The sequence below is a fragment of the Bradyrhizobium barranii subsp. apii genome (assembly GCF_011516635.5).
GTDB lineage: Bacteria > Pseudomonadota > Alphaproteobacteria > Rhizobiales > Xanthobacteraceae > Bradyrhizobium > Bradyrhizobium barranii.
Map to the genome: position 1 here is coordinate 1,487,730 of NZ_CP096255.1, position 23,287 is coordinate 1,511,016.

The window sequence follows — 23,287 nt, forward strand, 5'->3', positions numbered from 1 at the left end:
GGTGGGGGATGGCGGCAAGGCAACGCCGGAGCCGCCATCCGAGCTGAGGTCGGGAGTCGGACTGGGTTATATTACCGATGAAGCCGTCGAAGGAAACGAGACGGGCTGAGGGAAGGAGCCAGCTCGAGAGGAGCCCAAACGAGAGGGACAAGGACCGGACACAGAGCCGGGGTGCCTTGCCGCCCAACCTCGCGAGGGTGAACGCAGCGGCCCGCAAGGCCGCCCGTACCCAATTCACGGCTCTGCTGCATCACGTGAATGTCGAAGCGCTCGAACGAGCGTTCCGGCGTCAGAAGCGGCGGGCAAGCGCGGGGGTCGATGGGATCACGGTGACGGATTACGAACAGAACCTAGTGAGCAATCTCGAGGAGCTCTGTCAACGAATCCACACCAACCGATACCGGCCGCAGCCGGTCAGGCGTGTACATATCCCGAAGGCAGATGGTGGACGGCGTCCACTCGGCGTGCCAACGCTGGAAGACAAAATCGTTCAAGGCGCGGTCGCCGAGGTGCTGAGCAGCATCTACGAAGTCGACTTCATGGGGTTCTCCTACGGCTTTCGGCCGGGGCGTAACCCACATCAGGCTCTCTCAGCATTGCATACAGCGATCATGAGCCAGTACGTGAACTGGGTGCTCGATGCCGACATTCGCAACTTCTACGACTCGATTGATCACGAGTGGCTGATGCGGATGGTGGCGCACAGGATTGCCGACCCTCGGATCCTCCGGCTCATTCGGATGTGGCTCGAGGCCGGTACCCTTGAGAGCGGAGAATGGTACGAAACGGACAAGGGGACACCGCAAGGGGCGGGCATCAGCCCGTGCCTCGCCAACATCGTCTTGCACTACGCCCTCGATCTCTGGGTGCATCAATGGCGCCGTCGGCACGCGAGCGGTCGGGTATCGATCGTGAGGTATGCCGATGACTTCGTGATGGGCTTCGAACGGCTGGCGGATGCCCGACGCATGATGGCAGACCTCAAGGAGCGACTGGCGCGCTTCGGCCTGGCACTCCACGAGGACAAGACGCGGCTCATCGAGTTCGGCCGTTTACCGGCCATGGCTCGACGACAACGCGGCGCACGGCGTCTAGATACATTCGCCTTCCTCGGCCTCACCCACTACTCTGGGTGGACCAGGGACGGCAGATTTATCGTAAAACGCAAAACGCAGAGCAAACGCATGACGCGAAAGCTGAAGGCGTTGCGGCAGGAAGCGTGGCAGATCATGCATGCCCCGATGGCGACACAGCATCGCTGGTACTCCAGCGTGCTGCGCGGCCACTACGGCTACTATGGCGTCCCACACAACTGGCGCGCTCTCAACGGATTCCTACAGGAGGTCCGGCGCATCTGGTTCACCTGCCTCAGGCGGCGGAGCCAGAAGAACCGGGACAAGGGCTGGGACTGGTTTGAGACTGTGGAAGCGCGTTTTCCCTTACCCCGGGCACGTGTCGTTCACTCATGGGCGTAGGAGCAAACCGATGCGGGTGACTCTCGAGAAGAGCCGGGTGCGGGAAATCTGCATGCCCGGATCTGTGAGGGCGAAGCCGAATGGCTTAGCTACTCGACCATCCCCCCGAACTCTCCCCGCGCAGAGCTTTGTGCGGATCGGCACGTAGGCCCACAGCATCGTCCGATATTACGGGAGTGGATGTCTGCGTATGCGAGTTGTTCGGTGCCCGTGACATCCTGGAAGCGATGTAGAACCGACCAGCTTGCGCAAGAAGCGACTTAGAATGGAGGACAATTTTGAGGTGAGCCCTGAATTGAGGGCAGAGGCGTTCAGTGATGGTAGCGGCCGGTCAGGAGACCTGGTTCGCAAACTGACCCTTTATTCGTTCGGCCTCTTCCCTCGACAGTTTCTCGGCCCTGTCCCCGTTTCTTAAAAGAGCCGGCCCCTTGCGTTCTCGATCGTAAACCATCCAACCTTTGGTGCCCTGACGAACGATGAACCGTTGTGCTGCCAATTCCCAGGCGGCCTCCAGTTGTACCTAGAAAAGAAGCTTCGACACGGGCAAAATGCCTAGGGCGAGGCGTTGGGCTGCCGAGAGCCAGAAATCAACTCAAGACCCGATCATGACCTGTGCAAAGCTGCAGTGGAGCTGGCGGCTTTATGAGGATATCGAGTGTGGCGCGCTTCTCCGGTAAATGCGACGATCGCGGGGATGCTGCTGATCAGATCCGCGCTTAATTCCTTGGGGGTGCCGGGTCGGCGAGCTCTAGTCGAAGCCTATCCGCGCGCTTCCGCCGTGCTCGGTTCCGGCGCGGTACGAAGTATTCGAGGCGCCAAAGATTGGAGGCATCGGAAATCGTTCGTCCCGTCGTTAACGGCCGAGCAGACGCCGTTGAGGCAGTGGTGTTCCGACTTAGCGACGAGTCGTCTTACATTGCATTACCGGTTCAGAGATGGTCGTGGATGGTAGTCTCACGATCGGCGTCCCACAGAAATCTGAAGCGCCCGAGACAATTTTCTGATTGCTATCGACTGAATGACGCGAACACACCGTTTTCGTGCGCGGTTGTCAATTATGTCAGTTGCGGCCACGTATCCAAAGTATTATGTCGCTCGATCCAATTACGCGCCTTGGATAATGTGGGTTTATCGTGCCAGCCAGCATGGTAGTCGAATTCGCGGATGGACTGTTCAGCAGTTCGTCTGCGAATCTCTTCGCGTCAGCCTCGCTTGGAAAGGTTCTGGTTTCTCGAATGGGGTATCGATTTGGCCCCTTCGACTGGTTGAAGGAAACATACCAAGTGTGTTGTAGCCATATCCTTTTCGTGCTCATCGGCCGATGATGGTGGTCATACCTCCATCAGCAGTCAATTGCGAGTATTGGTAGTTGATCGTTTGCGGCAATTGTCGTCGATGAAGGGGCTTGACTATTTGGCAGGTCGTCGGATCCACCCAGCGCAGAAGGTCGGCAAGAAGATCAGGTTACACCGGCAGACTTGACCACGCCTCGCGCCGCGGAAGCCTGAACAGGTTCAGGCCACGCCTGCTGATGTCCTCAAGCTGAAATGTGCCCACCAGGATGCGACGCAGCCGGCGGCAGCGAAGGAGGGTGTCATAAGGAATGTGTAAGCAGGTTTCTGTGAGTTTACCCTACCGAGGAGACTCACATGACGACGATAACACCTGAACTGCTTGATCAACTGCTTGCTAACTATGAGAAGCCCGAGGACCTGACCGGAGACAACGGGCTGTTCAAGCAGCTGAAGAAGGCGTTGATCGAGCGCGCGCTCGCCGCCGAGTTGAGCGAACATCTCGGCTATGAGAAGGGCGATCCGGGCGGTCGAGGGACGGGCAACAGCCGCAATGGCACCAGCAGCATGACGATCCTGACCGAGGACGGCGAGATCGAGATTGCCATACCGCGCGACCGCGCCGGCAGTTTCGAACCGCAGCTCGTCGCCAAGGGCCAGGACGCGGTTCGATGGCTTCGACGACAAGATTCTGGGCCTATATGCCCGCGGCATGACGGTGCGCGAGATCCAGGGCCACCTGGCCGAGGTCTCACCCGATCTCATCAGCCGGGTCACCGATGCCGTCCTCGATGAGGTGCGGGAGTGGCAAAATGGCCTTCGTGTCCCGGAAGGACCGCAAGGCGATCCTGCCCGCGATCAAGGCGATCTACCGGGCCGAGCACGCCGATATTGCGCTTGTCCGCCTCGAGGAGTTCGAGGCCGAGTGGGGCAAGCGCTATCCAGCGATCGGAGCGGCCTAGCGGAGCGCCTGGGATTACGTCGTGCCATTCTTCGCCTTCGCACCGCGCACCCGCAAGATGATCTACACCACCAACGCTGTGGAGGCGCTGCATCGCTCGTTGCGCAAGATCATCAAAACGCGCGGCAGCTTTCCAAACGATGACGCGGCGTCGAAGCTGCTCTATCTCGTCGTCCGTGAACAAGGCTCTAAGCGATTGAGCGAGAGTCTGTTTTTCGGATTTGAGACGGTTTGAGATTGCAGGGATTGGGAGGTAAAGACCGCCAAAGCCTGCAAATTCGATTGTGGATTGAACGAAGCCGCTGCCGCGGCGTAGGGGGCAAGGTGGCATAGATCGCCTCCTGGCTGAGAGGATGTGGGTGTTGGAGCCCACCCCCTCAGACAGGAGTATCGAGATGGCCGATTTGAGCCCTCTTCGCCGCCGCATGATCGAAGACATGACCGTCCGCAATCTGTCGCCGGCGACGCAAAGATCCTACATCAGCGCGGTTTCGAAGTTCAGCCGCTATTTTGGCCGATCGCCTGACCGGTTAGAGCTGGAAGACGTCCGCGCCTTCCAGGTGCATTTGGTCTCGACCGGCATCTCATGGCCGGCGCTGAACCAGATCGTCTGTGCGCTACGGTTTTTCTACGGCGTCACGCTCGGCGAGGCGCTCATCCCAGAGCGCATTCCCTATGCGCGAGAACCGCGCAAGCTGCCGGTCGTTCTCAGCGCCGACGAAGTGGTTCAGTTTCTTGAAGCGGTATCGAGCCTGAAGAGCCGCGCCGCGCTCACCACCGCCTATGCGGCCGGGCTCAGGGCCTCGGAGGTTGCGGGACTGCGGATCGAAGACATCGACAGCGCCCGCGGCGTCATCCAGGTGCGCCACGGCAAGGGCGCGAAGGATCGCAACGTGATGCTGTCGCCCCAGCTGCTGGGCATCCTGCGCACCTACTGGCGGCTCGCCCGGCCGCGGCTTTATCTGTTCCCTGGTCGTGACGAAGATCATCCGATCGATCAGACCGTGCTGCATGCCGCCTGCCGGTCGGCGGTGAAGGCTGCGGGCCTGACCAAGCGCGTCACGCTGCACACGCTGCGCCACAGCTTCGCGACACATCTTCTCGAGAACGGAACCGATATCCGGATCATCCAGGTCTTGCTCGGGCACAATAATTTGTCGTCGACAGCGCGCTACACGCAGGTCGCCACCGATACGATCCGAGCGACGCAGAGCCCGCTCGATCGCCTGTCGCTGGAGGTGACGCCACCTGGATGACCCGCAGCGGGATGCGGGTCATGACCCGCTCCGACATCCGCTCCAACAGGCCCGCCATCGAGATTGCCGATATTCTGCGCCGGCATGGCGACGCCTATCGCCGTGTACATGCCGGTCATCTGGGGCGGGTCGAGCGGCGCGTGATGAGCGCGATCGTTGCGTGCCGGACCGAGGCGCTCGGCGGCCACATGCAGGCTTGCGACGACTGCGGCACGACACGCGTTGCCTATAATTCCTGCCGCAATCGGCACTGTCCGAAGTGTCAGGGGAGAGCCCGAGCCGCGTGGCTCGCCGCGCGTCAAGCCGACCTGCTTCCGGTTCCCTATTTCCACGTCGTCTTTACACTTCCCGCACCGATCGCCGCGATCGCTTTCCAGAACAAGGCCGTCGTCTATGCCATCCTGTTCAAGGCTGCCGCCGAGGCGATGACGACGCTCGCCGCCAATCCACGCCGGCTCGGCGGTGCGATCGGCGGCGTCGCCGTCCTCCACACCTGGGGACAGACGCTGATGCATCATCCCCACGTCCATTGCGTCGTTCCGGGTGGCGGCCTCTCGCCCGATGGCGCGCGCTGGACCGCTTGCCGACCGAACTTCTTCCTGGCCGTCAAACCGTTGTCCAGACTATTTCGCACACTTTTTCTCAAACGTCTGTCGGCAGCCTTCAACTCCGGTGCCTTGCGTTTCTTCGGCGATCTCGGAGCTCTGGCCGAGCCGGCTGCCTTTGCGGCCCACCTCGACGCCATGCGACGCATCAACTGGGTTGCTTACGCCAAGCGGCCCTTCGGCGGACCCGCACAGGTCCTGGCCTATCTCGGCCGCTACACCCATCGCGTCGCGATCGCCAACAGCCGGCTCGTCGCACTCGACGACGATCATGTCGCCTTCTCATGGAAGGACTATCGCCAAAACAGCGCGACAAAGATCATGAATCTCAAGCCCGATGAGTTCATTCGCCGTTTCCTGCTTCATACGCCGCCTGACGGCTTCCACCGCATCCGCCACTTCGGCTTCATGGCCAACCGCCATCGCGCTGCCAAGCTCGCCCTTTGCCGCGAACTTCTCGATCATGAGCGAACAGCCCCAAACGATGGCCAGCCGTCGCCTGTGGATTCGGAGGCTCAAACCTGGGCCGAGGTTCCTGCCTGTCCCGATTGTGGTGGCGTCATGCGCATCATTGAGCGCTTTCGACATAGCTTCAGACGCCCCAGCCCTCGAACATCACCGTTCCGATGCGACACATCGTGAGCCAAGTCATGTCGTGCACGACGATCATCATTCGTCATTTCGCTCCCAGCGTCTCGATCATCGCGGACGATGTCGAATCCGTGCTGTCACACTGCGCGACAACAACCGTCCGATGCAGCAAAAGGCCTATCGCGATCTCAGGCGAAGCGCGTCTGATCTCAACTCTTCCAGGATGCGCACTCCTGTGTCTCTGCCTCACGCGCCGAGCCAGCAGATCGGGCATGGCGATCTCGAACAATCCCCATAGCTGCAAAACCGCGAATAGCCTCCCGCGCCTTCGTTCAATCCGGCTTCAATGAGGTCGCGTCATAAGCGCCTGCCGCGCCCTCGCGTGAGCGCGACCTCACAGAACCCTCCAGATTCCCTTTCGCAGCGGACCATGATTCTGTGTTGCATCGGAGGGGACGATGCGACCGAAGAAGCACAAGACGACGGGATCGAACGACCTGTTCCGGGCGCGGCTGGACCAGATCATCAATCTGAAGCACGAGCTGGTTCTGTTGGCCGGCAAGATCGATTGGGACTGGATCGACGGCGAGATCGCGCCGCTCTACAGCGAGAACGGCCGGCCGGGGATCGAGACCCGCTTCATGATCGGGCTGCTGTTGCTCAAGCAGATTTACGGGCTGTCCGATGAGGGGATTTGCGAGCGCTGGGTCCACGACCCGTATTTCCAGTACTTCACCGGCGAAGAGTTCTTCCAGCACGCCTTCCCGCACGAGCGATCGGACCTGAGCCATTGGCGCAAGCGGCTCGGCGACAAGCTGGAACTGCTGCTGGCCGAGAGCCTGCGGGTGGCGCACGAGGCCGGCGCGTTACGCGGCCAGGACCTCAAGCGGGTCACGGTCGATACCACGGTGCAGCCAAAGGCCATCACCTTTCCGACCGACGCCAAGCTGCTGCATGCGGCCATCAAGGGGCTCAATCGCCTGGCGAGAAGGCACGGCGTCAGGCTGCGGCAGTCCTATTCTCGGATCGCCAAGGCCGCCGCGATGATGGCGGGCCGCTACGCCCATGCCAAACAATTCAGGCGGCATCAGCGGCAGTTGCGTATCCTGCGCTCAAGGCTCGGCCGGATCATCCGCGATATCCGCCGCAAGATCGACGGCCAGCCAGCCCTGGAGGAGGCGTTCGCCCTTCCGCTTGGCCGGGCCAGCCAGATCCGCTCGCAGCAGCAGCGCCAACGCGGCTGGAAGCTTTATTCTTTCCATGCCCCGGAGGTGGAGTGCATCGGCAAGGGCAAGGCCTCCGCGCCGTACGAGTTCGGCGTCAAGGCTTCCATCGTCACCAACAACCGCCGAGCTCCCGGCGGTCTGTTCGTGCTACACGTCAGGGCGCTGCCCGATAATCCGTATGACGGTCACACCCTGCGCGACGTCATCGACCGCACCGAGGCACTCACCGGCTGTCCGATCGAGCGGGCCTATGTCGACAAGGGGTATCGCGGCCACGACGCTCAAAATCCACGTCGCGTCTTCATCTCCGGCCAGAAGCGCGGCGTCTTCGGGATCATCAAGCGCGAGTTGCGCCGCCGATCCGCCATCGAGCCCATCATCGGACACCTGAAGGCCGAAGGTCACCTCGGGCGCTGCTACCTCAAAGGCCGCGCAGGAGACGCCGCCAACGTCGTCCTCTCCGCCGTAGGCCACAACTTCCGCCGCATCCTCGCCTGGCTGAGAGATTTCTTGGACCTGTTCCTGATCCGGATATGGCGCACGTTCACATGTCCCATCCCGCTCAATTCGGATTCTTAACGGACGACTATCTCGCAATCAAGAATGCCGGCCTGCGCTGGCGACGCCCGGTCGAATGGACCTCCGCGATGGGCCAGTTTGCCATCCGGTTCGGCGAGCGCTTTCCGGGAACGACGCGATGACGAACGGCATCACGGCAACGGTCATGATGGCTCGGCACGCCCCTTCGCCGTCAAGTTCCTCGCCTGCGGCGCGCCGCTCCGCTCCGCGGCTTCGGGACTTGAACGCTCGGTGCGGCCAAGCAAACTCATCCACCATGCCGCTGATGCCTTGTTCTTGATGCCGGGAGACAAATTCGCCCTTCACAGAAACCCCTGACACAAAAGTTCTGACAATCCCAGCGCCAGCGCGGCCCTGGCTCGTCTGCTGCTTTAAAAGTACGGCTTCTTGCTTCTTCTCTTCATACCGCAACTCGTGCGGGCGGTCGTCAGCAGCCGCTCGCACGCTTTTCCGAGGGCGCGATGCATGTTTCGCGGGATCGTGAGCACGGATTTCAGGGGATCGTGAGCAGAGATTTCAGACGATCGTGAGCACGGATTTCGCGGGATCGTGAGCAGCTTTTCAGCAACTCAGCCCGCTTCGGCCGACAACTCAACCGGCTTAGGAACTGCCTCGTCAGTGAACGAGGAAGGCCGATGCCCACCCAGAGATTGTCGATGCGCCGGATCAAAGAGGTTCTCCGCTTAAAACATGTTCAAGGCTTGCCGGAGCGAGCCATCGCGCGCACCTTGGGCATCAGCAACGGCGCCGTGCACAGCTATCTACGCCGAGCCGGGGCTGCCGGGCTGAACTGGCCGTTGCCGGCCGGAATGAGCGACGAGGACCTGGAGCTGCTGCTTTTCCCGGCGCCGAGGCCTGCGTCGCAGAGCCCCCAGCGGGCCGTTCCCGACTGGGGCTATGTCGACAAGGAGCTGCGCCGACGCAACGTGACCCGTCGGCTGCTGTGGGACGAGTATCGCGCCACCCATCCCGATGGCTTCGGCTACACCTGGTTCTGCACGACGTACGAGGCCTGGAAGGGGCGAGCCCGGCCTTCGATGCGGCAGACGCATCTGGGCGGCGAGAAGGTTTTCGTGGATTTCGCCGGCGACACCATCGACGTCATCGATCCCTCAAACGGGGAAGTGCAGTCGATGAAGCTGTTCGTCGCGGCGATGGGCGCCTCCAACTATACCTATGCCGAGGCCTGTCCAAGCGAGGGGCTCGCCGACTGGATCCGGGTCCACATCAATCTTTTCGCCTTCCTCGGCGGCGTGCCGACATTCGTAGTCTGCGACAATCTCAAGGCCGCCGTCACCAATCCCGACCGCCACGATCCCGGCCTCAACCGAACCTATGCCGAGATGGCGAGCCATTACGGCACGGCCATTCTCGCAGCCCGGCCGCGGCGCCCAAAAGATAAGGCAAAGGTCGAAGTTGCGGTGCAAGTCGCCCAGCGATGGATTCTGGCGCGGCTGCGCAACCAACGCTTCTTTTCGTTGGCGGAGCTGAACGCAGCCATCAAAACACTCGTCGTCGAACTCAATGCAAGGCAGATGCGCGACTTTGGCGCCAGTCGCGCCGAACTGTTCGCCGAGCTCGACAAGCCCAAGCTTACAAAGCTGCCGGACCAGGCTTACGCTTTCGCACGCTGGAAGCGATGCCGGATCGGCCCCGACTATCATATCGAGATCGATGGACACTGGTATTCCGCGCCGTATCGGCTCATCCGTGAGCTTGTCGACGCACGCATCGATGACAGAACGGTCGAGATCTTCCACAACGGCCGCAGGATCGCCAGCCACGCCCGCGCGCCCAACCGGCGGGGCCACACCACCATCGCCGACCATATGCCCAGCGCCCATCGGCGCTACGGTCAATGGACGCCCGCCGGAGTGATCGTCGCCGGCGAGCGGATCGGTCCGTCGACCGCCGCCTTCTTCCAGGCCGTGATCGCGGCCCGGCCGCATCCCGAGCAAGGCTTTCGCACCTGCCTCGGCATTCTGTCACTGGTCAAAAGCTACAGCGCGGAGCGCGTCGAAGCGGCCTGCCGGCGCGGCATTCTGATCAAGGCGCGATCCGTCGCCTCGATCCGCTCCATCCTCCAGAACGGTCTGGATCGTACCTTTCTCGACGAGCCCTCCGAACACCAACCCCTGCGCCACGGCAACATCCGCGGCCGCGATTATTTTCACTGAAGCCAAGGAGACCTGTATGCTCAACCATCCCACCCACGAACGCCTGATCGAGCTCGGCTTGAGCGGCATGGCCAAGGCCTTCGAGGAGCAGCGACGATCGCCTGATCTCGAAGCCTTGCCGTTCGAAGATCGCATCGGCCTGCTGGTCGACCGGGAAGCGGCGGAACGCGACACCAGGCGGCTCACCACGCGCCTCAAGCTGGCCTCGCTCCGCCAGAATGCCTGCGTGGAGGACGTCGATTTGCGCACGCCGCGGGGTATCGACCGGGCCGTCTTCGCCAAGCTCGCCAGCGGCGACTGGATCGATCGCCACGAGAATTTGCTCATAACCGGGGCGACCGGATTGGGCAAAAGTTGGTTAGCCTGTGCCCTCGGCCACAAGGCCTGCCGAGATAATCGCTCGGTCCTCTATCACCGCGTCCCAAGATTGTTCGAAGCGTTGGGGCTCGCGCGGGGCGATGGACGTTATGCCCGCTTGCTCAAAACCCTTGGCCGCGCCCAGGTTCTGATTTTGGATGATTGGGGATTGTCGGTGCTCACCGCTGCCGAGCGGCGCGATCTACTGGAAATCCTTGACGATCGCCATGGCCGCTCCTCCACCATCGTAACCAGCCAACTCCCTGTGGACACATGGCACGAAGTTATCGGAGATCCCACGCTAGGCGACGCGATTCTGGATCGCCTCGTCCACAACGCTCACCGCCTCCAGCTTGCTGGCGAAAGCATGCGAAAACGCAACGCCAAAACCATCACCCTTGACGAGCAGCCAGAACGCTGACCCTATCACCGCCTCGGCCGGAGCGAGGCTGCTCACGATCGTCTGAATTCGGCGCTCATGATCGCGCGAAATCGCTGCTCACGATCACTGAAATATGCACGCGACTAGTCAACCGCGCGCGTCCTGTTCTTCCCTCTCTCTTTTCGTCGTGCCCGTTTGGTACGCGAGTTGCTGAGAAACGTGCGGGCTTGGCTTCTCAAACATTCACACTCGCGACCCCATGAGATGGCCAAATCTGCTCAGCCCAGACTTGCGCTTGGGCGGTTTCTCCAAGGCAGCGCCCGCGTCATTTGTAGCCACCGCAGCAACATACTCAGGAGGCCAAATTCCCCGATCATTCTCGATCCAAATTGCTGAGCTTGAAAGTTGGCTTTGGGCGAGCAACTTAGTTGCTTGATCCGAGACCCCGCGCCGCACAGTTCCCCTATTCATTGGAGGATACCGGAGTCCTACGGATAGCGACGGCGTGCGCCCTCCTCCATATTCTATGCAAGCTAGGATTTTGCATTTCCTTCCTGGGGCTAGAGCCAACGCCGCCCGCATGCATTTTGAGCGGGCGGCGTTGTGCTTTCTACAAACAAACGTCGCAGTTCAGGGCGTTGCCTCGAGGGTCGGCGTCGCGTCTCGCGTCGCAAGCGCACAGGCAGGAAGCTTCAGTGCTTCGCATCACGCAAATTCACTCGCACGTAGGCCTGCTCGTTGCAGATTGATTGCGCGCTTACGCGCGACTGCAACCCTGACGCACTGCAAAACTCGAATCGGAATTTAAGTTGTGCATCTATCGAACCACAATGTCGGCTTCTAACCAATCTGGAGGAGCGATCATGGATTCACGAATGGACCTGCCACTGAAATTTCATCCAGCGGCATTAGAGTGTCGGGATCTTGGACGCCAAGTGGCGCGGTTGGAGCAACGAACGATCGGCGAAGCTGGTCGGGGTTGCGTAGCCGATCGTCCGTTGCGGTGAGGTGGGCTGCATAGGCCGCGGGGGGTGACATACTACAGCGACGAGTGAGGCTGCCGGAGATTGTCATCGTCGACCCAGTTGGCGATCTTGGCGCGGGCGCCGCCAAGATCGAAGAACAGGGTCTCGTTGAGCAGCTCATCGCGCATCCGGCCATTGATGGGGAAGACGGCCCCGCTCCCTCGGCGCCGGCGATATGCTGGCGATGGACGAACCAGCTAACAGCCAGCAGTTCACCAATGGAAGTCGCGACAATTGGGTTGGACGTTTCGAAGCACGTATTTCACATCCATGCCGTTGATGGCCAAGGCCAAGTGGCCTGTCGCCAACGCCTCCGGCCAGGCGAGATCGTGTCGTTCTTCTCCTCGCTCGTACCTTGCCTAGTCGGCATTGAGGCCTGCGCGACTGCTCACAACCGGGCGCGGGAGATTCGCCAGTTGGACACGATGTGAGATTGATCCCGCCAGCCTATGTTAAACCCTACCTACGAAGAGGAGCCAAGCATGACGCCGTTGACGCGGCTGCAATCTGCGAAGCGGTCACCCGTCCCAATATGCGGTTCGTTCCAATCAAGAGCGTCGAGAACCATGGCTTCTTGATGCTTCATCGTGCAAGAGGCTTTGTTGGTCCGCCAACGGGCCACGACAGCCTGCGCCACTCGGGCTCATTTTGCTGAGTTCGGAATCATTGCCGGGCAAGGCCGGCAACGGGCGGACGGTCTGGTGGGCTTGTTGGATGACGAGGAACTGATGCTACCGGCCCACGCCCGAATTGCACTAGCCGTCCTTGTGAACCAACTGAAGGAATTGGACCGGCAGGTCGAGGCCATCGAGCGCGAGCTAGCTCAGATCCAACGAATAAATCCGATGGCGAAGTTGCTGTCCTCGATTCCAGGGATCGGTCACATAACGGCCACGGCTCTCGCCGCGACCGTGCCGGATGCGACAATGTTCTGCTCCGGGCGCGAGTTCGCGGCCTGGCTTGGCCTGACGCCTAAGCAGAATTTCACCGGCGGGAAGGATCGGCTCGGCCGGATTACGAACAGGGCGATTCCTATCTCAGGCACTTGCTTGTCATCGGAGCACGTAACGTCGTTCGGTGCCCAAAGGCACGCTCCCGGGTTGGAGGCGGCTGGATCAAAGTCCTGCTTGAACGGCGTCGGACATGGTCGTCGTCGCCATCGCCGTTGCCAACAAGTCTGGCCCGGATCGTCTGGGCGATGACTCTCTCTGGAGGAAATAATCAGTGGCAGGCAGCGAACTTGATTGCACAACATTCGACCGATCTTGATCTGAGACCGACAACATGCATGAATTAGATTCCCTTGTTAATAGAAGCACGTCCGCTGCGCAACCTTCGCCAATAGAGACTTTCGATGGAAGCTCGTCCCGTCCAATAATTGAACTCTTCAAAGGCATCGAACAGATGTTGGCGCCTCTATTTCAACGTTCTTACGAATGGGGCTCGAAGGAGTGGAAAGTCCTATGGGATGCAATCTTGGAGCAGTACGAGCACAATCAAGATGCGGTACTGGCTTCGATTTCACAGGCGCAATTGTCACGGCGCCCAGCACGATCAGCCGGCTTCGCTCCGGGCCCTTATCAGCGCAATTATGGGCCATGCAGGAGCGGCCCCAAGGTCAGCGTCTTCTTCGTCCAGAGCTCGGACGAAGTTGCCGGGCAGTCCTCTCAGGGGGCCTCAGTTAAATCGGACGCCAAATGCCCACGCTGCTTTGCTTTACATTTCTGGATCTGAAATGCGGGTCAGCATCTTCACGTGCGGTCCCGCCCGCTTGAAGATCGGCTCCCAAAAGGCATAGGCCGTCTCGGCGAAACTCGCGCTTATGCTGAACTTCGTGAGCGCAGCCCGATATGCGGCCTGTCGCCCGCAGCCTTGCCTCTCGACAAGGTGCCAGATGAATTGACCGACCTGGCGCGCATACGTGCTCGGACGAGCTCGGTGGTTGGGTACGATCTCAAGCCGCATGGTCCCGGTGTCGCGCGTCTCCGGTTCGATGAGATTGGCAAGCCAAATGAAGATTGATGGATCAATGCTCGCAGCATAGCCGTCGCGCTTGAGCTGCTGATTGATCATAGAGAACGCGCTAGCGGCTTCTCTGAAGCATTCGCTCAGGATGAAGTTCGCCTGAGTCTCCAGCTTGCCGCTCTGAAGATCGTCCAGCAATCTGACCGCCTCGTCAGTGAGCCGCCGCATGTATCGCAGTTGCGGCTGCCCCGCGCCGTCGGCAGGTTCCTTCTGCACGATCAACTCGGCCGCATCCGCGCGGAACTCTGTTGCGGCTTCTTTGAGAGCGGTCAAAAAGTCGCCTTCAAGACCGGAGCGGCCGATGTCTTTCGGTGCCGCTTCCCTCCCCACCCGTGTCTCTACGAGATTGGCAATCTTCACCATCATCTCAGTCGTAGCGTCGGAATCTAGAAGTTCGTCCTTGCGCGGCGCCGCCGCATTCCGAGATTCAAGCACCGCAACGGCACCCGGAGCCGTCGCTTGCCTCGCAAGCATTGTTTGATCAGGCGTCTTCTCTCCTGTGTGCTCCGATCGCGGATTGGAAGCGGCAATCCCGCTGGACAACACAAACAGGCCATCGTCAACGGCTCGGCTCGCCGCCGCGGTAAGCTCCACCAGCGAGCGTCGCGCACAGCGCGTATGGCTAGCACGACGCCTTTTTTTCGTGTGGCTCATGATCTAACGACCCCTCGACAAGCGTTTTCAAGACCCAGCGCCAAAGCTCACGAACTTCCTCCGAGGCTCTTCCCTCTTGTGCAAACTCGGTTACGCCTAATCCGGCCCCAAGCGCGTCCTGGTGGACATTGCGCTGTCCGACATAGGGATGCGCAAGCACCCCGAGCGAATTGAGGGACGTTGCAGCTTCACTCAAGCGGCAGCCCCGCGGTGGCGTCTGATTGAGGACGAAAGCGAATCGGCGGTTGAGCCTACGAATAGCAATCAGTGTCGGTATCGCAGCTTCGATGTCGGCCAGACTCGGACGCACTGGGATCAGGCAAAGATCGCCCCTCGCGATGGCGAGCACGGCCAGTGCATTGTTCGTGGCGGCGGTATCGATGACCGTAAGCCAGATTCCCTCAGCTTCAAGGCTGACGAGAGCCACTTCTAGTTCGGCGGGATCGGAGATCCGAACGACCCGCGGATAGGGATGGCAACGCCGCTCTTTCCATTTTGAAATCGTGCCTTGTGGATCCGCCTCGACAATTGCGACGCGCTCCCCGTTCCCCATCGCCGCGACCGCAATGCCAACCGCCAGCGTGCTTTTGCCGCTTCCGCCTTTTTGGGTGACCAGAACAAGGACATGCATATCCTGCGCTTCCCGGATGACAACGAGATGAGACGCATGAGTCGTCGGCTGCATGGGCGTCAGTCAACTACCAACCTTGGGAATTGATGGAGAGGACGGGCACATGGCAATCTTCGTCCTATACCCGTCAGGGACGGTCGATACGAAGCTGGGTTTAGAGAATGAAAAAGGTCCTGCTGGGCACGGTAGCCCTGATCGCGCTGGTTGCCCCTTCCTCTGCCGCTGATCTGGCCGCGGGGCCCTACGTCAAAGCGCTCCCAGCGGTCATTCCAATCTATGATTGGAGCGGCTTCTACGTCGGCATAAATGGCGGCGGCGGCTCCGCGCATCAATGCTGGGACGTGGTCAACGCCGGAGGCGCGATTGTCGCTCCGCCCGTCGGCATAGGGTTGCCATAATGCGACGGGAGGCACGGTCGGCGGTCAAATCGACTATCGCTGGCAAATAGCCAACTCGCTGTTTGGCCTGCAGGCGTAGGGCGACTGGGCCGATTTCAAGGGCTCCAACGCCAACCTCGCTTTTGCAGGCGTCCAGGATGAATCCAAGCTTGATGCATTCGGCCTGTTCACGGGCCAAGTCGGCTATGCCTGGAATAACATGCTGCTCTATGTGAAGGGTGGCGCTGCGGTTGTCCGCGACAAATACCGGGTCTTCGATTTTGCGACTGGGCTGACTATCGACAACGGCAGCGAAACTTGTTGGGGCGGCACGGTAGGGGCGGGCCTTGAATTTGGCTTCGCTCCGAACTGGTCCATCGGCGTTGAGTACGACCACCTGTTCATGGGTCATCGGGACGTGGACTTCTTTTTTCACCTGGACTCGTGGGTGGTCCGGCGGCCGCTTTCGCGGGGACTGCCCGTATCAGTCAGGACGTCGATATCGGTCTGGTCCGCCTGAATTACCGCTGGGGTGGCGCGGTCGCCACGACATATTGATCTTCGCCGGAACGGAAGCGTTCGATCACACGGAGCGCTAGAGACAATCCTTGACGCGCGTTGCTCCTCTCTCAAGGTAGTCATCTGGAACGCAAGTTCGCCACATAAATCGGCGCTGGGACCTCTGAAGCAGAGCGCTTGTCGCAAATGCAGGTGTGAGAGGCCGGCCGATCGCGCCGTTGGTGCTAAGTCAGCAGGAGCGGACGTACTTGGAGAGGCACGTTCGTCGTCACCACGTTGCCCGCTCGCTATCTGAGCGGTACCGCGCGATCCTGTGGTGTGCGGACGGCTTGCCTTAGCAAGTCCGTGGCTGCCAAACTCGGCCTCCATGAACACACCGTTGCCAAATGGAGCCATCGCGTTTTGAAGGATCGCTGTGATGGTCTGCTTGAAGAGGCGCGCCATGGCTGACCTCGCACCATCAACGCCGATCAGGTTGCCGCGGTGATCGAACGAACGTTGCGGCTGACGCCAGCCGACGCGACGCCCAGTCGATCCGCTCGATGGCGGCGGAAACTGGCTTTTTCCACACCACGATCCGCCGCATGTGGGCGGCGTTCGGCTTGCCGCACCGTAGCCAGACATTCAAGCTGTCGAGCGATCCGCTGTTCGTCGTCAAGGTGGGCAATATCATCGGCCTTTACCTATCCCAAACCGAGCCCTTGTCCTCAGCATCGATGAGAAAAGCCACATTCAGGCACTCGATCACGAGCATGGACGGCTTGCGGGCAAGCAAGCGCGCAAGCCAAGGATTTGCGGTCGAGCCTTTACGCATTGCCCAGCGCACGGCTGCGCTCGCACCGATGATTAATAGTCGGCGCAGAGTTCGTTCGCCCATGCGGGATGTCTCGCCGAGCTTCTGCTTTCCGCCCGTGGAGCGCTGCAGCGGGGTGAGCCCCAGCCAGGCCGCAAAGTCGCGTCCTCTCCTATATGCCCGAGTCGTCGGCGCCAGGGCCAACGAGCGACCGTCGCTGTGATGGGCCCGATTCATGCCGCTTGGTCGCGATTCAGGTCAACATGGTTACTTTTGTATATTGACCTCGATCCTGGCAGCCGTTTGGCGTTGCTCCTTCAGCGAAGCCTCTTGGCCGGCTCGGGCAGCGTCCATGCCAGGCGCCGGACAGCGGCCAGTGGCAACTTGTAGGCGATGGTCTCGAAGCGCCCGAATGTATTGATCTTGATGAACTCGTTTTCCCCTGTCGAATGAACATAGCTATCGCGTTTGCCGCAAACAGGCTTAATGCCTTCCAAGCTCGAAACCTTGTCGCTGCAGCTCCCCAATACTGTTATGCGTTTGCATTTGCTCGTTCGTCTGTTCGAGGTGGGCGCCGTTCGCTTTGAAATCCGGATCATTCTCCAACCGCTTACCTAACATGTTCGGGCGCCTGCGTCTCAATTGCAAGCGGCTCTCAAGCGGAGAACGAACTGTATACCGAGACAGCCGTGCCATTCCTCCTCCACCGGTTCGATGTCTAAACGGCGATCCGACTCAAAACTTGGCCTGAAGAGGGGCGCGGGTAACGCTGGCAGCCCTTTCTGGCTGCGGTGGTGCTTAAAATGAGGAGATGTTTGGGTCCTCACGAATGTTGTCAGCTTTGCCCCAACATCAACAAGCGCCGCTCTGTCCAACAGAGAATGTAGTGCTTGCAGAAGGACTTTCAGTTCGGCACGTCGCTTGCTTTGCTCAGAACACCATCACACCGCGACGAGAGGACGATGCGGAGAATGCTGTGCTGCGATAGTGCGCGACTGCCGCCTGCTGCTTCCGGTCTTCGCACCGTTCTTCGCCGCAGCGCTTCTCACAGCCCCAAGCGCTCGCGACCTTTCTGCTGCTCGAGCAGTTATTCGCGGCGTGCTCTTCGCGGAAGCACCGTTGGCGCTCTATGGCACTGCGATGGCGGCGGTGCTCGCCCGCGATTGCGGGAGCGAGGCGGCATTTCGCCGTTCGGCGCAGGCGGGTCGAGCGCCGCTCACTCTCCGACTATGGTAACGACTCTGGTCGATGGCGCGGCGCTCCCTTATCGATGGCTGCGGCACGGCGGATGATTCTTGTGCTCCTGCTGCGGCTGCAGCGTGTCCACAAAGGGCGGAGCTTAAATGTGCGGTGGCGCGGCAGATTAATAGCGCGCGTTGGACAGCGGAAGACGGGGTGAGGAATGCGTGTTTGCGAAGTCGCCGTTGTCGGCCTCGGGCTGATAGGAAGCTCTGCGTTCCATTCGCTGCTGCGTCGTGGGACCGACGTGCTCGGATTCGACCCTCTTGTCTTGGGCGAGGCTCGCGGCTCGTCGCATGGCTCATGCCGAGTGTACCGACGCTTCAATTTCGAGAGCGCGGCCTACACGGAGCTAAGCGATGCTGCCTTCAAGGGATGGCGGATGCTGGAGGCCGCCAGTGGACGGACAATCCTGATGCCGACTCGTGTACTCGAAGCAGGACCTCCCGGATCGAAGATGGTGGCCGACTCCCGCGCTGCCGCGCTGAAGGACGCCGTCCCCGGTCCAGCCACGGGAGCGGAAGCAAACGCCGCATTTCCCGCCTTCCGGCTTCCCGAACACTGGGATGTGGTCGTCCAGGAAAGCGGCGGGATCCTATTGGCCGAAGCTGCGATCCGCGCATTTCGCGAAGGAGCCGAGCACCGCATCATTCTGGCTCCGGCCCGAATACGGCCGGTGGCCGCCGGCATCCGTATTTCAATGCCCCAAGAGGTAATCTTGGCCGAGAGGGCCATCATCGCGGCTGGACCGTGGATTGCCGGGCTAGTCCCGGGACTTGCACGACACTTAAAGATCACCCGACAAACGGTCGGTTGGTTCAAGCCGGCCAAACCGGAATTGGTGCGTTACGGTGAGTTTCCGGCGTTCATTGTCGAAGGGGAGAAAGGAGTGGTATACGGCTTTCCCGATTTTGAGGGACGAGGCGTGAAGGCTGCACAGCATGACCATGGGCCGGTCGTGGGGGCAGACGCCTGGCACCCGCAGCCGACCGACGCAGAACTGGAGACTGTTGGATTGACGCTCGCCGAATTGGTCCCCGGAGCGGCGGGCCCAATCGTCGAGCGCGATATCTGCCTCTACACGAACACGCTCCGAGCAGACCTGCGACCGGACGAGGGCAACGAATTCATCATTGACCGACTTCCGGCCGATCCCCGCATCATCGTCGCCTCGCCTTGCTCCGGTCACGGTGCCAAGTTCGCCAGCGCGATCGGTACGATGCTCGCGGATTTGGCGCTCGATGCGAAGCTGATAGCGCCGAAGGCATTCCAATTAGACCGGTTCAGCGGCGTCGAGCCGCCAAGCTCCTGACAGGTCAATGGCGTCCAATTCTGGTATTGCAGACAATGGCGTAATTGCGGTCGTGGGCTCGGGAACCAATGGAGCTCCCGCAAACAACCGAGTCGCCCGCAGCTCTTGCTGGCCGATTCTAGCGGTTGATTTTGAGAGCAGCACGAGATGATGCAGGTTGCTTCAGTCCAGCGCAACTCTTTGCTCGGCGTAAGACGTCCGTTCGCAGGACGTTCGCGGCCTCGAACAGATAGGTCCGAACCTGGTGGTTGCCGCGCTTGGAGATGCCGCCAGCGCGATCGATCCCGCCGATTGATAACGTGCCGGTGTCAGGCCGGGGCGGACCTGTTTCAAGGATTCGAAGTACGAGCGCCAATCCTTCGTTCCGTTGCAAGCCATCTGGAGCCGGGCCGCAGCAATCTTCGCGCCAATGGTCCGAACCGGTCGTCGGTGGCCCTCAGGATCTGGTCCTTGAGCGCGGTTCCGGCGCGCCGACCGTCCGCGATGGCCGGACGCCTTCGGCGCCCCGGTCGGTCAAACCGCGGCTGGCGATCTCGATCTCGCGTTGAAGCGCCTCGATCGTGCGAGTGTGCCTGGCCTCTTCCTCGCGGCGGGCGTTCCGTTCCGACTCGAGAAGGATCTTCAACACCCGTATCTCGCGGCGCTCGACCGGCAGCATCCGCGCGACCTGTTCGATGTCCGCGATCTGCTCGCCAACGAAGGCATCACGGACGATCTCCGCGAGGCATTCATCATCTACCTCATCAGCCATGACAGGCCGATTTCCGAGGTCGTGGTTCCTCGTCGCAAGGATATCGAGCACGAGTTCACGCACGGCTTCGAGGGCATGAGCGCCGATGAAGTAAGTCTGGACGAGTTGCTCGAAGCCCGAGAAACGCTGATCGCCGAGATCGCGGGAAAAATGCCGCAAGCTCATAAGGATTTCCTCATAGGGTTTAAGCGCGGCGAGCCGGATTGGAGCCTGCTGGGCGTCCCTGGCGCGGCGGAGCTGCCGGCGGTGTGCTGGAAGCAGATCAATCTGGACAAGCTTCCTGCCGAGCACTGGGCGAAGCTCGTCGCGCAACTCGAGGAAGTCTTGCGTAATGCCTGAGGTCGGAGGAGGGGGATCTCCGTCGAGCACGCGCGTGGCAACTCGTTCAGACGACATGTCCAGGGAGCACTCCGCCGCCCAGCAGGACTGGAGATTGCGGCTTCAGCTCAGCCGGCGCGAGCCTGACTGCGACGGTCTCATTGCCCGCATGAAAGTTCTGAATCGCTGGCCCGGATTGATTCATTTATTTAATTGGACGGTCGATTCGGTAATTGCGACTCTGGCGCATGTCCGAACTCACGGTGCAATATCTCGTGCTCGAGCGTCGCGATCCGGCCCGCAACATGGCGCGGTTCTATGTGCTCACGATCGAACCGACGCTGTTTGGCGATACGGCATTGGTGCGTGAATGGGGTCCTCTCGGTGGGCGCGGGCGACGGCGGCTCGATCTGTTCAAGGGGCGCGTGCAGCTGTAAAGGCCCTCGAGTCTTGGCTCAGGCGCAAGACCCGCCGTGGTTATCTCCAGCGAGAATTTCCGCGTTTGGAGCCAGCGTGCGACATACCGCAAGCTGGCTGATTGGCCCGCATGCCTTTGATCGCGCTTCGCGTCCCCGATGAAGTCGCGGTGGAATTCTTAATTCTTGCCGCGACCCAGGGCGGCAAGTGCGCGCTACTGCGGCGATTTTGGAGAGTGTAGCTATCCACCCCGGGGCCGACATCTCGTTCTGTGAAACCGTCTTGTGGGCAATCGACGATCACGCCAAACCACTCCGCGACAGAGTCTCATGGTCCTCTATGAGGAGCGTCCGCCTTTCAGAAGCCACTGCCGTACCCGAAATAACTGCTATGTCCGATCCAGATGAAAACGCGCCGTATATGAACGCGCTCCGCGCCTACGAGACGGAGCGGCAAAAGCAATTCGCGGCTGAAGTTGACGCGATCCAGTTCGACGTTTCGGATTTGCGCTGCGCCATGGGCCAGCTTGTGCGAGGACATGGAAAAACTCGTCGCCGAACTTGGCGGGGCCTTCCTTTCGGCCGATTTCAACCTCACACCAGAGGTGAGGGAAGTGCACGCCGCCTATATCGGATCGTGGATTAAGATCTCGAAGAACGTTAAAAGGGGCCTCTGCACCACTTGCTCGTACGCCCAAAAGGCAGCCGAATATCTGCGCAGCTTGCAGCCCATCTGCGGCGAGGCGCCTGCGGCTTCACCGCAGGACCGGGGTCTGCAACTGGTCGGCTAAATCCCGCCGCCAGCTTCGATCTGGTGCGCCCACTGGCGATCGGCAGGCGCGGTCGTGCGTCCATAAGGACTAAACCTTTGGGTGATCTGGCAAAAGAAGGGCTTGCGGTCCCCCAAACCTAGCGCCACTCTATTTTCAAAGGGGGCGGGTGCCATGGCGGCGGCGCAGGGGCTACAGACCAAGATCTTGCGGCGAGCGAAATCGTACCAGCATTATACCGTCTATCGGGCCGCGCTTGAGTGGGGGCTGACCGATCCAATCGTGATCGAAAGCCGCGACGATTTCAAATCCGAGTTCCGTTGGAAGGGCCGACTTGAGCCCTTCCACCACCAGGTACAAAACCTCATCACATTTTGCCGACGTTTGCCGGTGACCCTACTCGCAGACGATGTCGGTCTCGGCAAAACGATATCCGCTGGGCTTGTGGCAAGCGAGCTCATGGCCCGAAATCGGGTGGCGAAGATTCTGATCGTTGCGCCCAAACTGCTTGGCCCACAATGGAAGGACGAGCTCGGGACAAAGTTCGATATCCCGGGCGAGGTCGTTACCGGAAGCAAACTTGTTTCAGCCGACCCTGATGAAATGGGCGCGGTCATTACGACCTATCATTCCGCGCGCGTCCATCTCGACAAGATTCCCGATGACCGTTTCGACATGCTTGTGCTCGACGAAGCTCACAAGCTTCGTAACCTCTATGGCGTTGATCCCACGCCGCAGGTCGCGAAGGTATTTCACAGGGCGCTGCAGCGACGCCGCTTCCGCTACGTGCTGATGCTGACCGCGACACCAATCCAAAATCGGCTATGGGATCTTTATTCCTTGGTCGAACTCCTCACGGTTGCGCGCGGACACGAAAATCTATTCGGCAACGAAGGCGTCTTTGCCCGCCGCTTCATCGACGATAAGCGCGAAAATGCGCGCGTCCTCAAGCCAGAGGCGCGAGAGGAGTTTCGTAAGATCGTCTATGGCTATATGTCGCGCGTTAGACGGGGCGACGCCAATCTGGATTTTCCCGAACGGAAGATCCAGTTGCACAAAGTCACCCCATCGGAGGAGGAGCTTGCGCTCATCAATGCCATAGCCAAACCGATCCAGAAGCTCAATCGGCTCGCCCAGATCAGCATTCTGCAAGCGTTGACGAGCAGTCCACACGCGCTCATGGCGCAACTCCAGACGATGGCCCGTAACGAGATGGTGCCACGCGAACTAGCGGAAACCGTCAAAGCGATCGTCACGCCCATGAGAACGAGCGCGAAGCTCGAAGGGCTTCGTCAACTCGTTTCGATGCTCAAGCAGCAAACTCCGACCGGCTGGCGAATGGTCGTCTTCACCGGGCGGCGCGAAACGCAGACCACAATTCAGGCATTAGAACTCGGGCTCAAGGTTGGCATTATCAACGGCTCATCGGGCCAGCGGAACCAAGAGACCATCGCGCGGTTTCGTGCCGACCCGCCCGAAATACGCGCCATCGTCTCAACCGAAGACGCCGCGCTTCTGGCCGGCAGATGAAGACGCGGCGCGGGTTCTGTGCGTCA

At 60.5% G+C, this 23,287-nt stretch carries 15 protein-coding genes and 6 pseudogenes; 15 read left to right on the plus strand and 6 right to left on the minus strand.

Annotated elements, in window-relative coordinates:
- Positions 1–176: 176 nt before the first annotated feature.
- The 7 genes and pseudogenes from ltrA to istB all read left to right on the plus strand — a co-directional run bounded on the left by ltrA (position 177) and on the right by istB (position 10,940).
- The gene (gene ltrA, locus HAP41_RS07045; RefSeq protein WP_224496557.1) at positions 177–1,475 is read left to right on the plus strand and encodes a group II intron reverse transcriptase/maturase; all 1,299 of its coding nucleotides are present in this window, start codon (positions 177–179) and stop codon (positions 1,473–1,475) included.
- Between the two features lie 1,649 nt (positions 1,476–3,124).
- Positions 3,125–3,903: pseudogene (locus tag HAP41_RS07050) on the plus strand (transposase); the annotation flags it as partial.
- Positions 3,904–4,123: 220 nt separating this feature from the next.
- Positions 4,124–4,984, plus strand: coding sequence for a tyrosine-type recombinase/integrase (locus HAP41_RS07055; RefSeq protein WP_029085027.1), 861 nt, complete (start codon positions 4,124–4,126; stop codon positions 4,982–4,984).
- 20 nt (positions 4,985–5,004) lie between these two features.
- Entirely contained in the window at positions 5,005–6,231 is a 1,227-nt protein-coding gene (locus tag HAP41_RS07060; protein ID WP_166061603.1) for an IS91 family transposase, read from the plus strand.
- Between the two features lie 407 nt (positions 6,232–6,638).
- The gene (locus HAP41_RS07065) at positions 6,639–7,985 is read left to right on the plus strand and encodes an IS5 family transposase (RefSeq protein ID WP_166053956.1); all 1,347 of its coding nucleotides are present in this window, start codon (positions 6,639–6,641) and stop codon (positions 7,983–7,985) included.
- Positions 7,986–8,620: 635 nt separating this feature from the next.
- On the plus strand, positions 8,621–10,162 hold the full coding sequence (istA, locus tag HAP41_RS07070; protein ID WP_166065845.1) for an IS21 family transposase: 1,542 nt from the start codon (positions 8,621–8,623) through the stop codon (positions 10,160–10,162).
- A 16-nt stretch (positions 10,163–10,178) separates the two neighbouring features.
- Positions 10,179–10,940 carry an IS21-like element helper ATPase IstB gene (istB, locus tag HAP41_RS07075; RefSeq protein ID WP_166063422.1) on the plus strand — a complete coding sequence of 254 codons (762 nt, stop codon included), beginning with the start codon at positions 10,179–10,181 and terminating at the stop codon, positions 10,938–10,940.
- Between the two features lie 822 nt (positions 10,941–11,762).
- Here the strand turns inward: istB and HAP41_RS07080 are convergent.
- A pseudogene (locus HAP41_RS07080) lies at positions 11,763–12,075 on the minus strand (integrase core domain-containing protein); the annotation flags it as partial.
- Positions 12,076–12,144: 69 nt separating this feature from the next.
- On the opposite strand from HAP41_RS07080, the pseudogene HAP41_RS50690 reads away from it, so the two are divergent.
- Positions 12,145–13,223: pseudogene (locus HAP41_RS50690) on the plus strand (IS110 family RNA-guided transposase).
- A gap of 419 nt (positions 13,224–13,642) precedes the next feature.
- On the opposite strand, the gene HAP41_RS07090 reads toward HAP41_RS50690, so the two are convergent.
- Together HAP41_RS07090 and HAP41_RS07095 are read right to left on the minus strand one after the other, a co-directional pair.
- On the minus strand, positions 13,643–14,605 hold the full coding sequence (locus HAP41_RS07090) for a hypothetical protein (protein ID WP_175618161.1): 963 nt from the start codon (positions 14,603–14,605) through the stop codon (positions 13,643–13,645).
- Positions 14,574–15,290, minus strand: a complete 717-nt coding sequence (locus tag HAP41_RS07095; protein WP_224580932.1) for a ParA family protein — start codon at positions 15,288–15,290, stop codon at positions 14,574–14,576. The genes HAP41_RS07090 and HAP41_RS07095 overlap by 32 nt, the downstream gene beginning before the upstream one ends.
- Positions 15,291–15,397: 107 nt before the next feature.
- Between HAP41_RS07095 and HAP41_RS07100 the strand changes: the two are divergent.
- Positions 15,398–16,171: pseudogene (locus HAP41_RS07100) on the plus strand (outer membrane protein).
- A 155-nt stretch (positions 16,172–16,326) separates the two neighbouring features.
- A pseudogene (locus tag HAP41_RS07105) lies at positions 16,327–16,883 on the plus strand (helix-turn-helix domain-containing protein); the annotation flags it as partial.
- Here HAP41_RS07105 and HAP41_RS07110 read toward each other — a convergent pair.
- Both HAP41_RS07110 and HAP41_RS07115 read right to left on the minus strand, forming a co-directional pair.
- Positions 16,875–17,158 (minus strand): annotated as a pseudogene (locus HAP41_RS07110) (transposase); the annotation flags it as partial. The pseudogenes HAP41_RS07105 and HAP41_RS07110 overlap by 9 nt on opposite strands.
- Positions 17,159–17,242: 84 nt before the next feature.
- Positions 17,243–17,422: a hypothetical protein gene (locus HAP41_RS07115; protein ID WP_166104026.1), complete on the minus strand. Its 180-nt coding sequence runs from the start codon at positions 17,420–17,422 to the stop codon at positions 17,243–17,245.
- A gap of 905 nt (positions 17,423–18,327) precedes the next feature.
- On the opposite strand from HAP41_RS07115, the gene solA reads away from it, so the two are divergent.
- The 3 genes from solA (at position 18,328) to HAP41_RS07130 (ending at position 20,982) form a co-directional block, all read left to right on the plus strand.
- Entirely contained in the window at positions 18,328–19,476 is a 1,149-nt protein-coding gene (gene solA / locus HAP41_RS07120) for an N-methyl-L-tryptophan oxidase (RefSeq protein WP_166104023.1), read from the plus strand.
- 544 nt (positions 19,477–20,020) lie between these two features.
- Positions 20,021–20,566 (plus strand): nucleotidyl transferase AbiEii/AbiGii toxin family protein, encoded by a 546-nt coding sequence (locus HAP41_RS07125; protein ID WP_166104020.1) that lies wholly within the window; start codon positions 20,021–20,023, stop codon positions 20,564–20,566.
- A gap of 227 nt (positions 20,567–20,793) precedes the next feature.
- Positions 20,794–20,982, plus strand: a complete 189-nt coding sequence (locus HAP41_RS07130) for a WGR domain-containing protein (RefSeq protein ID WP_321576397.1) — start codon at positions 20,794–20,796, stop codon at positions 20,980–20,982.
- A gap of 337 nt (positions 20,983–21,319) precedes the next feature.
- Here the strand turns inward: HAP41_RS07130 and HAP41_RS07135 are convergent, their stop codons facing one another.
- Positions 21,320–21,502, minus strand: a complete 183-nt coding sequence (locus tag HAP41_RS07135) for a hypothetical protein (RefSeq protein ID WP_166104017.1) — start codon at positions 21,500–21,502, stop codon at positions 21,320–21,322.
- Between HAP41_RS07135 and HAP41_RS07140 the strand changes: the two genes are divergently transcribed.
- A complete protein-coding gene (locus HAP41_RS07140) occupies positions 21,501–21,752 on the plus strand; it encodes a zincin-like metallopeptidase domain-containing protein (protein WP_166104014.1) in 252 nt (83 codons plus the stop codon). The genes HAP41_RS07135 and HAP41_RS07140 overlap by 2 nt on opposite strands.
- Before the next feature lie 153 nt (positions 21,753–21,905).
- Positions 21,906–23,261, plus strand: a complete 1,356-nt coding sequence (locus HAP41_RS07145) for a DEAD/DEAH box helicase (protein ID WP_224580931.1) — start codon at positions 21,906–21,908, stop codon at positions 23,259–23,261.
- Positions 23,262–23,287 lie beyond the last annotated feature (26 nt).

Coding starts and splice junctions, on each gene's coding strand:
- HAP41_RS07065 (WP_166053956.1), top strand. CDS start 6,639: ATGCGACCGAAGAAGCACAAGACGACGGGATCGAACGACCTGTTCCGG.
- istA (WP_166065845.1), top strand. CDS start 8,621: ATGCCCACCCAGAGATTGTCGATGCGCCGGATCAAAGAGGTTCTCCGC.
- HAP41_RS07140 (WP_166104014.1), top strand. CDS start 21,501: ATGGAAAAACTCGTCGCCGAACTTGGCGGGGCCTTCCTTTCGGCCGAT.
- HAP41_RS07130 (WP_321576397.1), top strand. CDS start 20,794: ATGTCCGAACTCACGGTGCAATATCTCGTGCTCGAGCGTCGCGATCCG.
- HAP41_RS07060 (WP_166061603.1), top strand. CDS start 5,005: ATGACCCGCTCCGACATCCGCTCCAACAGGCCCGCCATCGAGATTGCC.
- solA (WP_166104023.1), top strand. CDS start 18,328: ATGCGTGTTTGCGAAGTCGCCGTTGTCGGCCTCGGGCTGATAGGAAGC.
- HAP41_RS07145 (WP_224580931.1), top strand. CDS start 21,906: ATGGCGGCGGCGCAGGGGCTACAGACCAAGATCTTGCGGCGAGCGAAA.
- HAP41_RS07090 (WP_175618161.1), bottom strand. CDS start 14,605: ATGAGCCACACGAAAAAAAGGCGTCGTGCTAGCCATACGCGCTGTGCG.
- HAP41_RS07135 (WP_166104017.1), bottom strand. CDS start 21,502: ATGTCCTCGCACAAGCTGGCCCATGGCGCAGCGCAAATCCGAAACGTC.
- HAP41_RS07055 (WP_029085027.1), top strand. CDS start 4,124: ATGGCCGATTTGAGCCCTCTTCGCCGCCGCATGATCGAAGACATGACC.
- istB (WP_166063422.1), top strand. CDS start 10,179: ATGCTCAACCATCCCACCCACGAACGCCTGATCGAGCTCGGCTTGAGC.
- HAP41_RS07095 (WP_224580932.1), bottom strand. CDS start 15,290: ATGCAGCCGACGACTCATGCGTCTCATCTCGTTGTCATCCGGGAAGCG.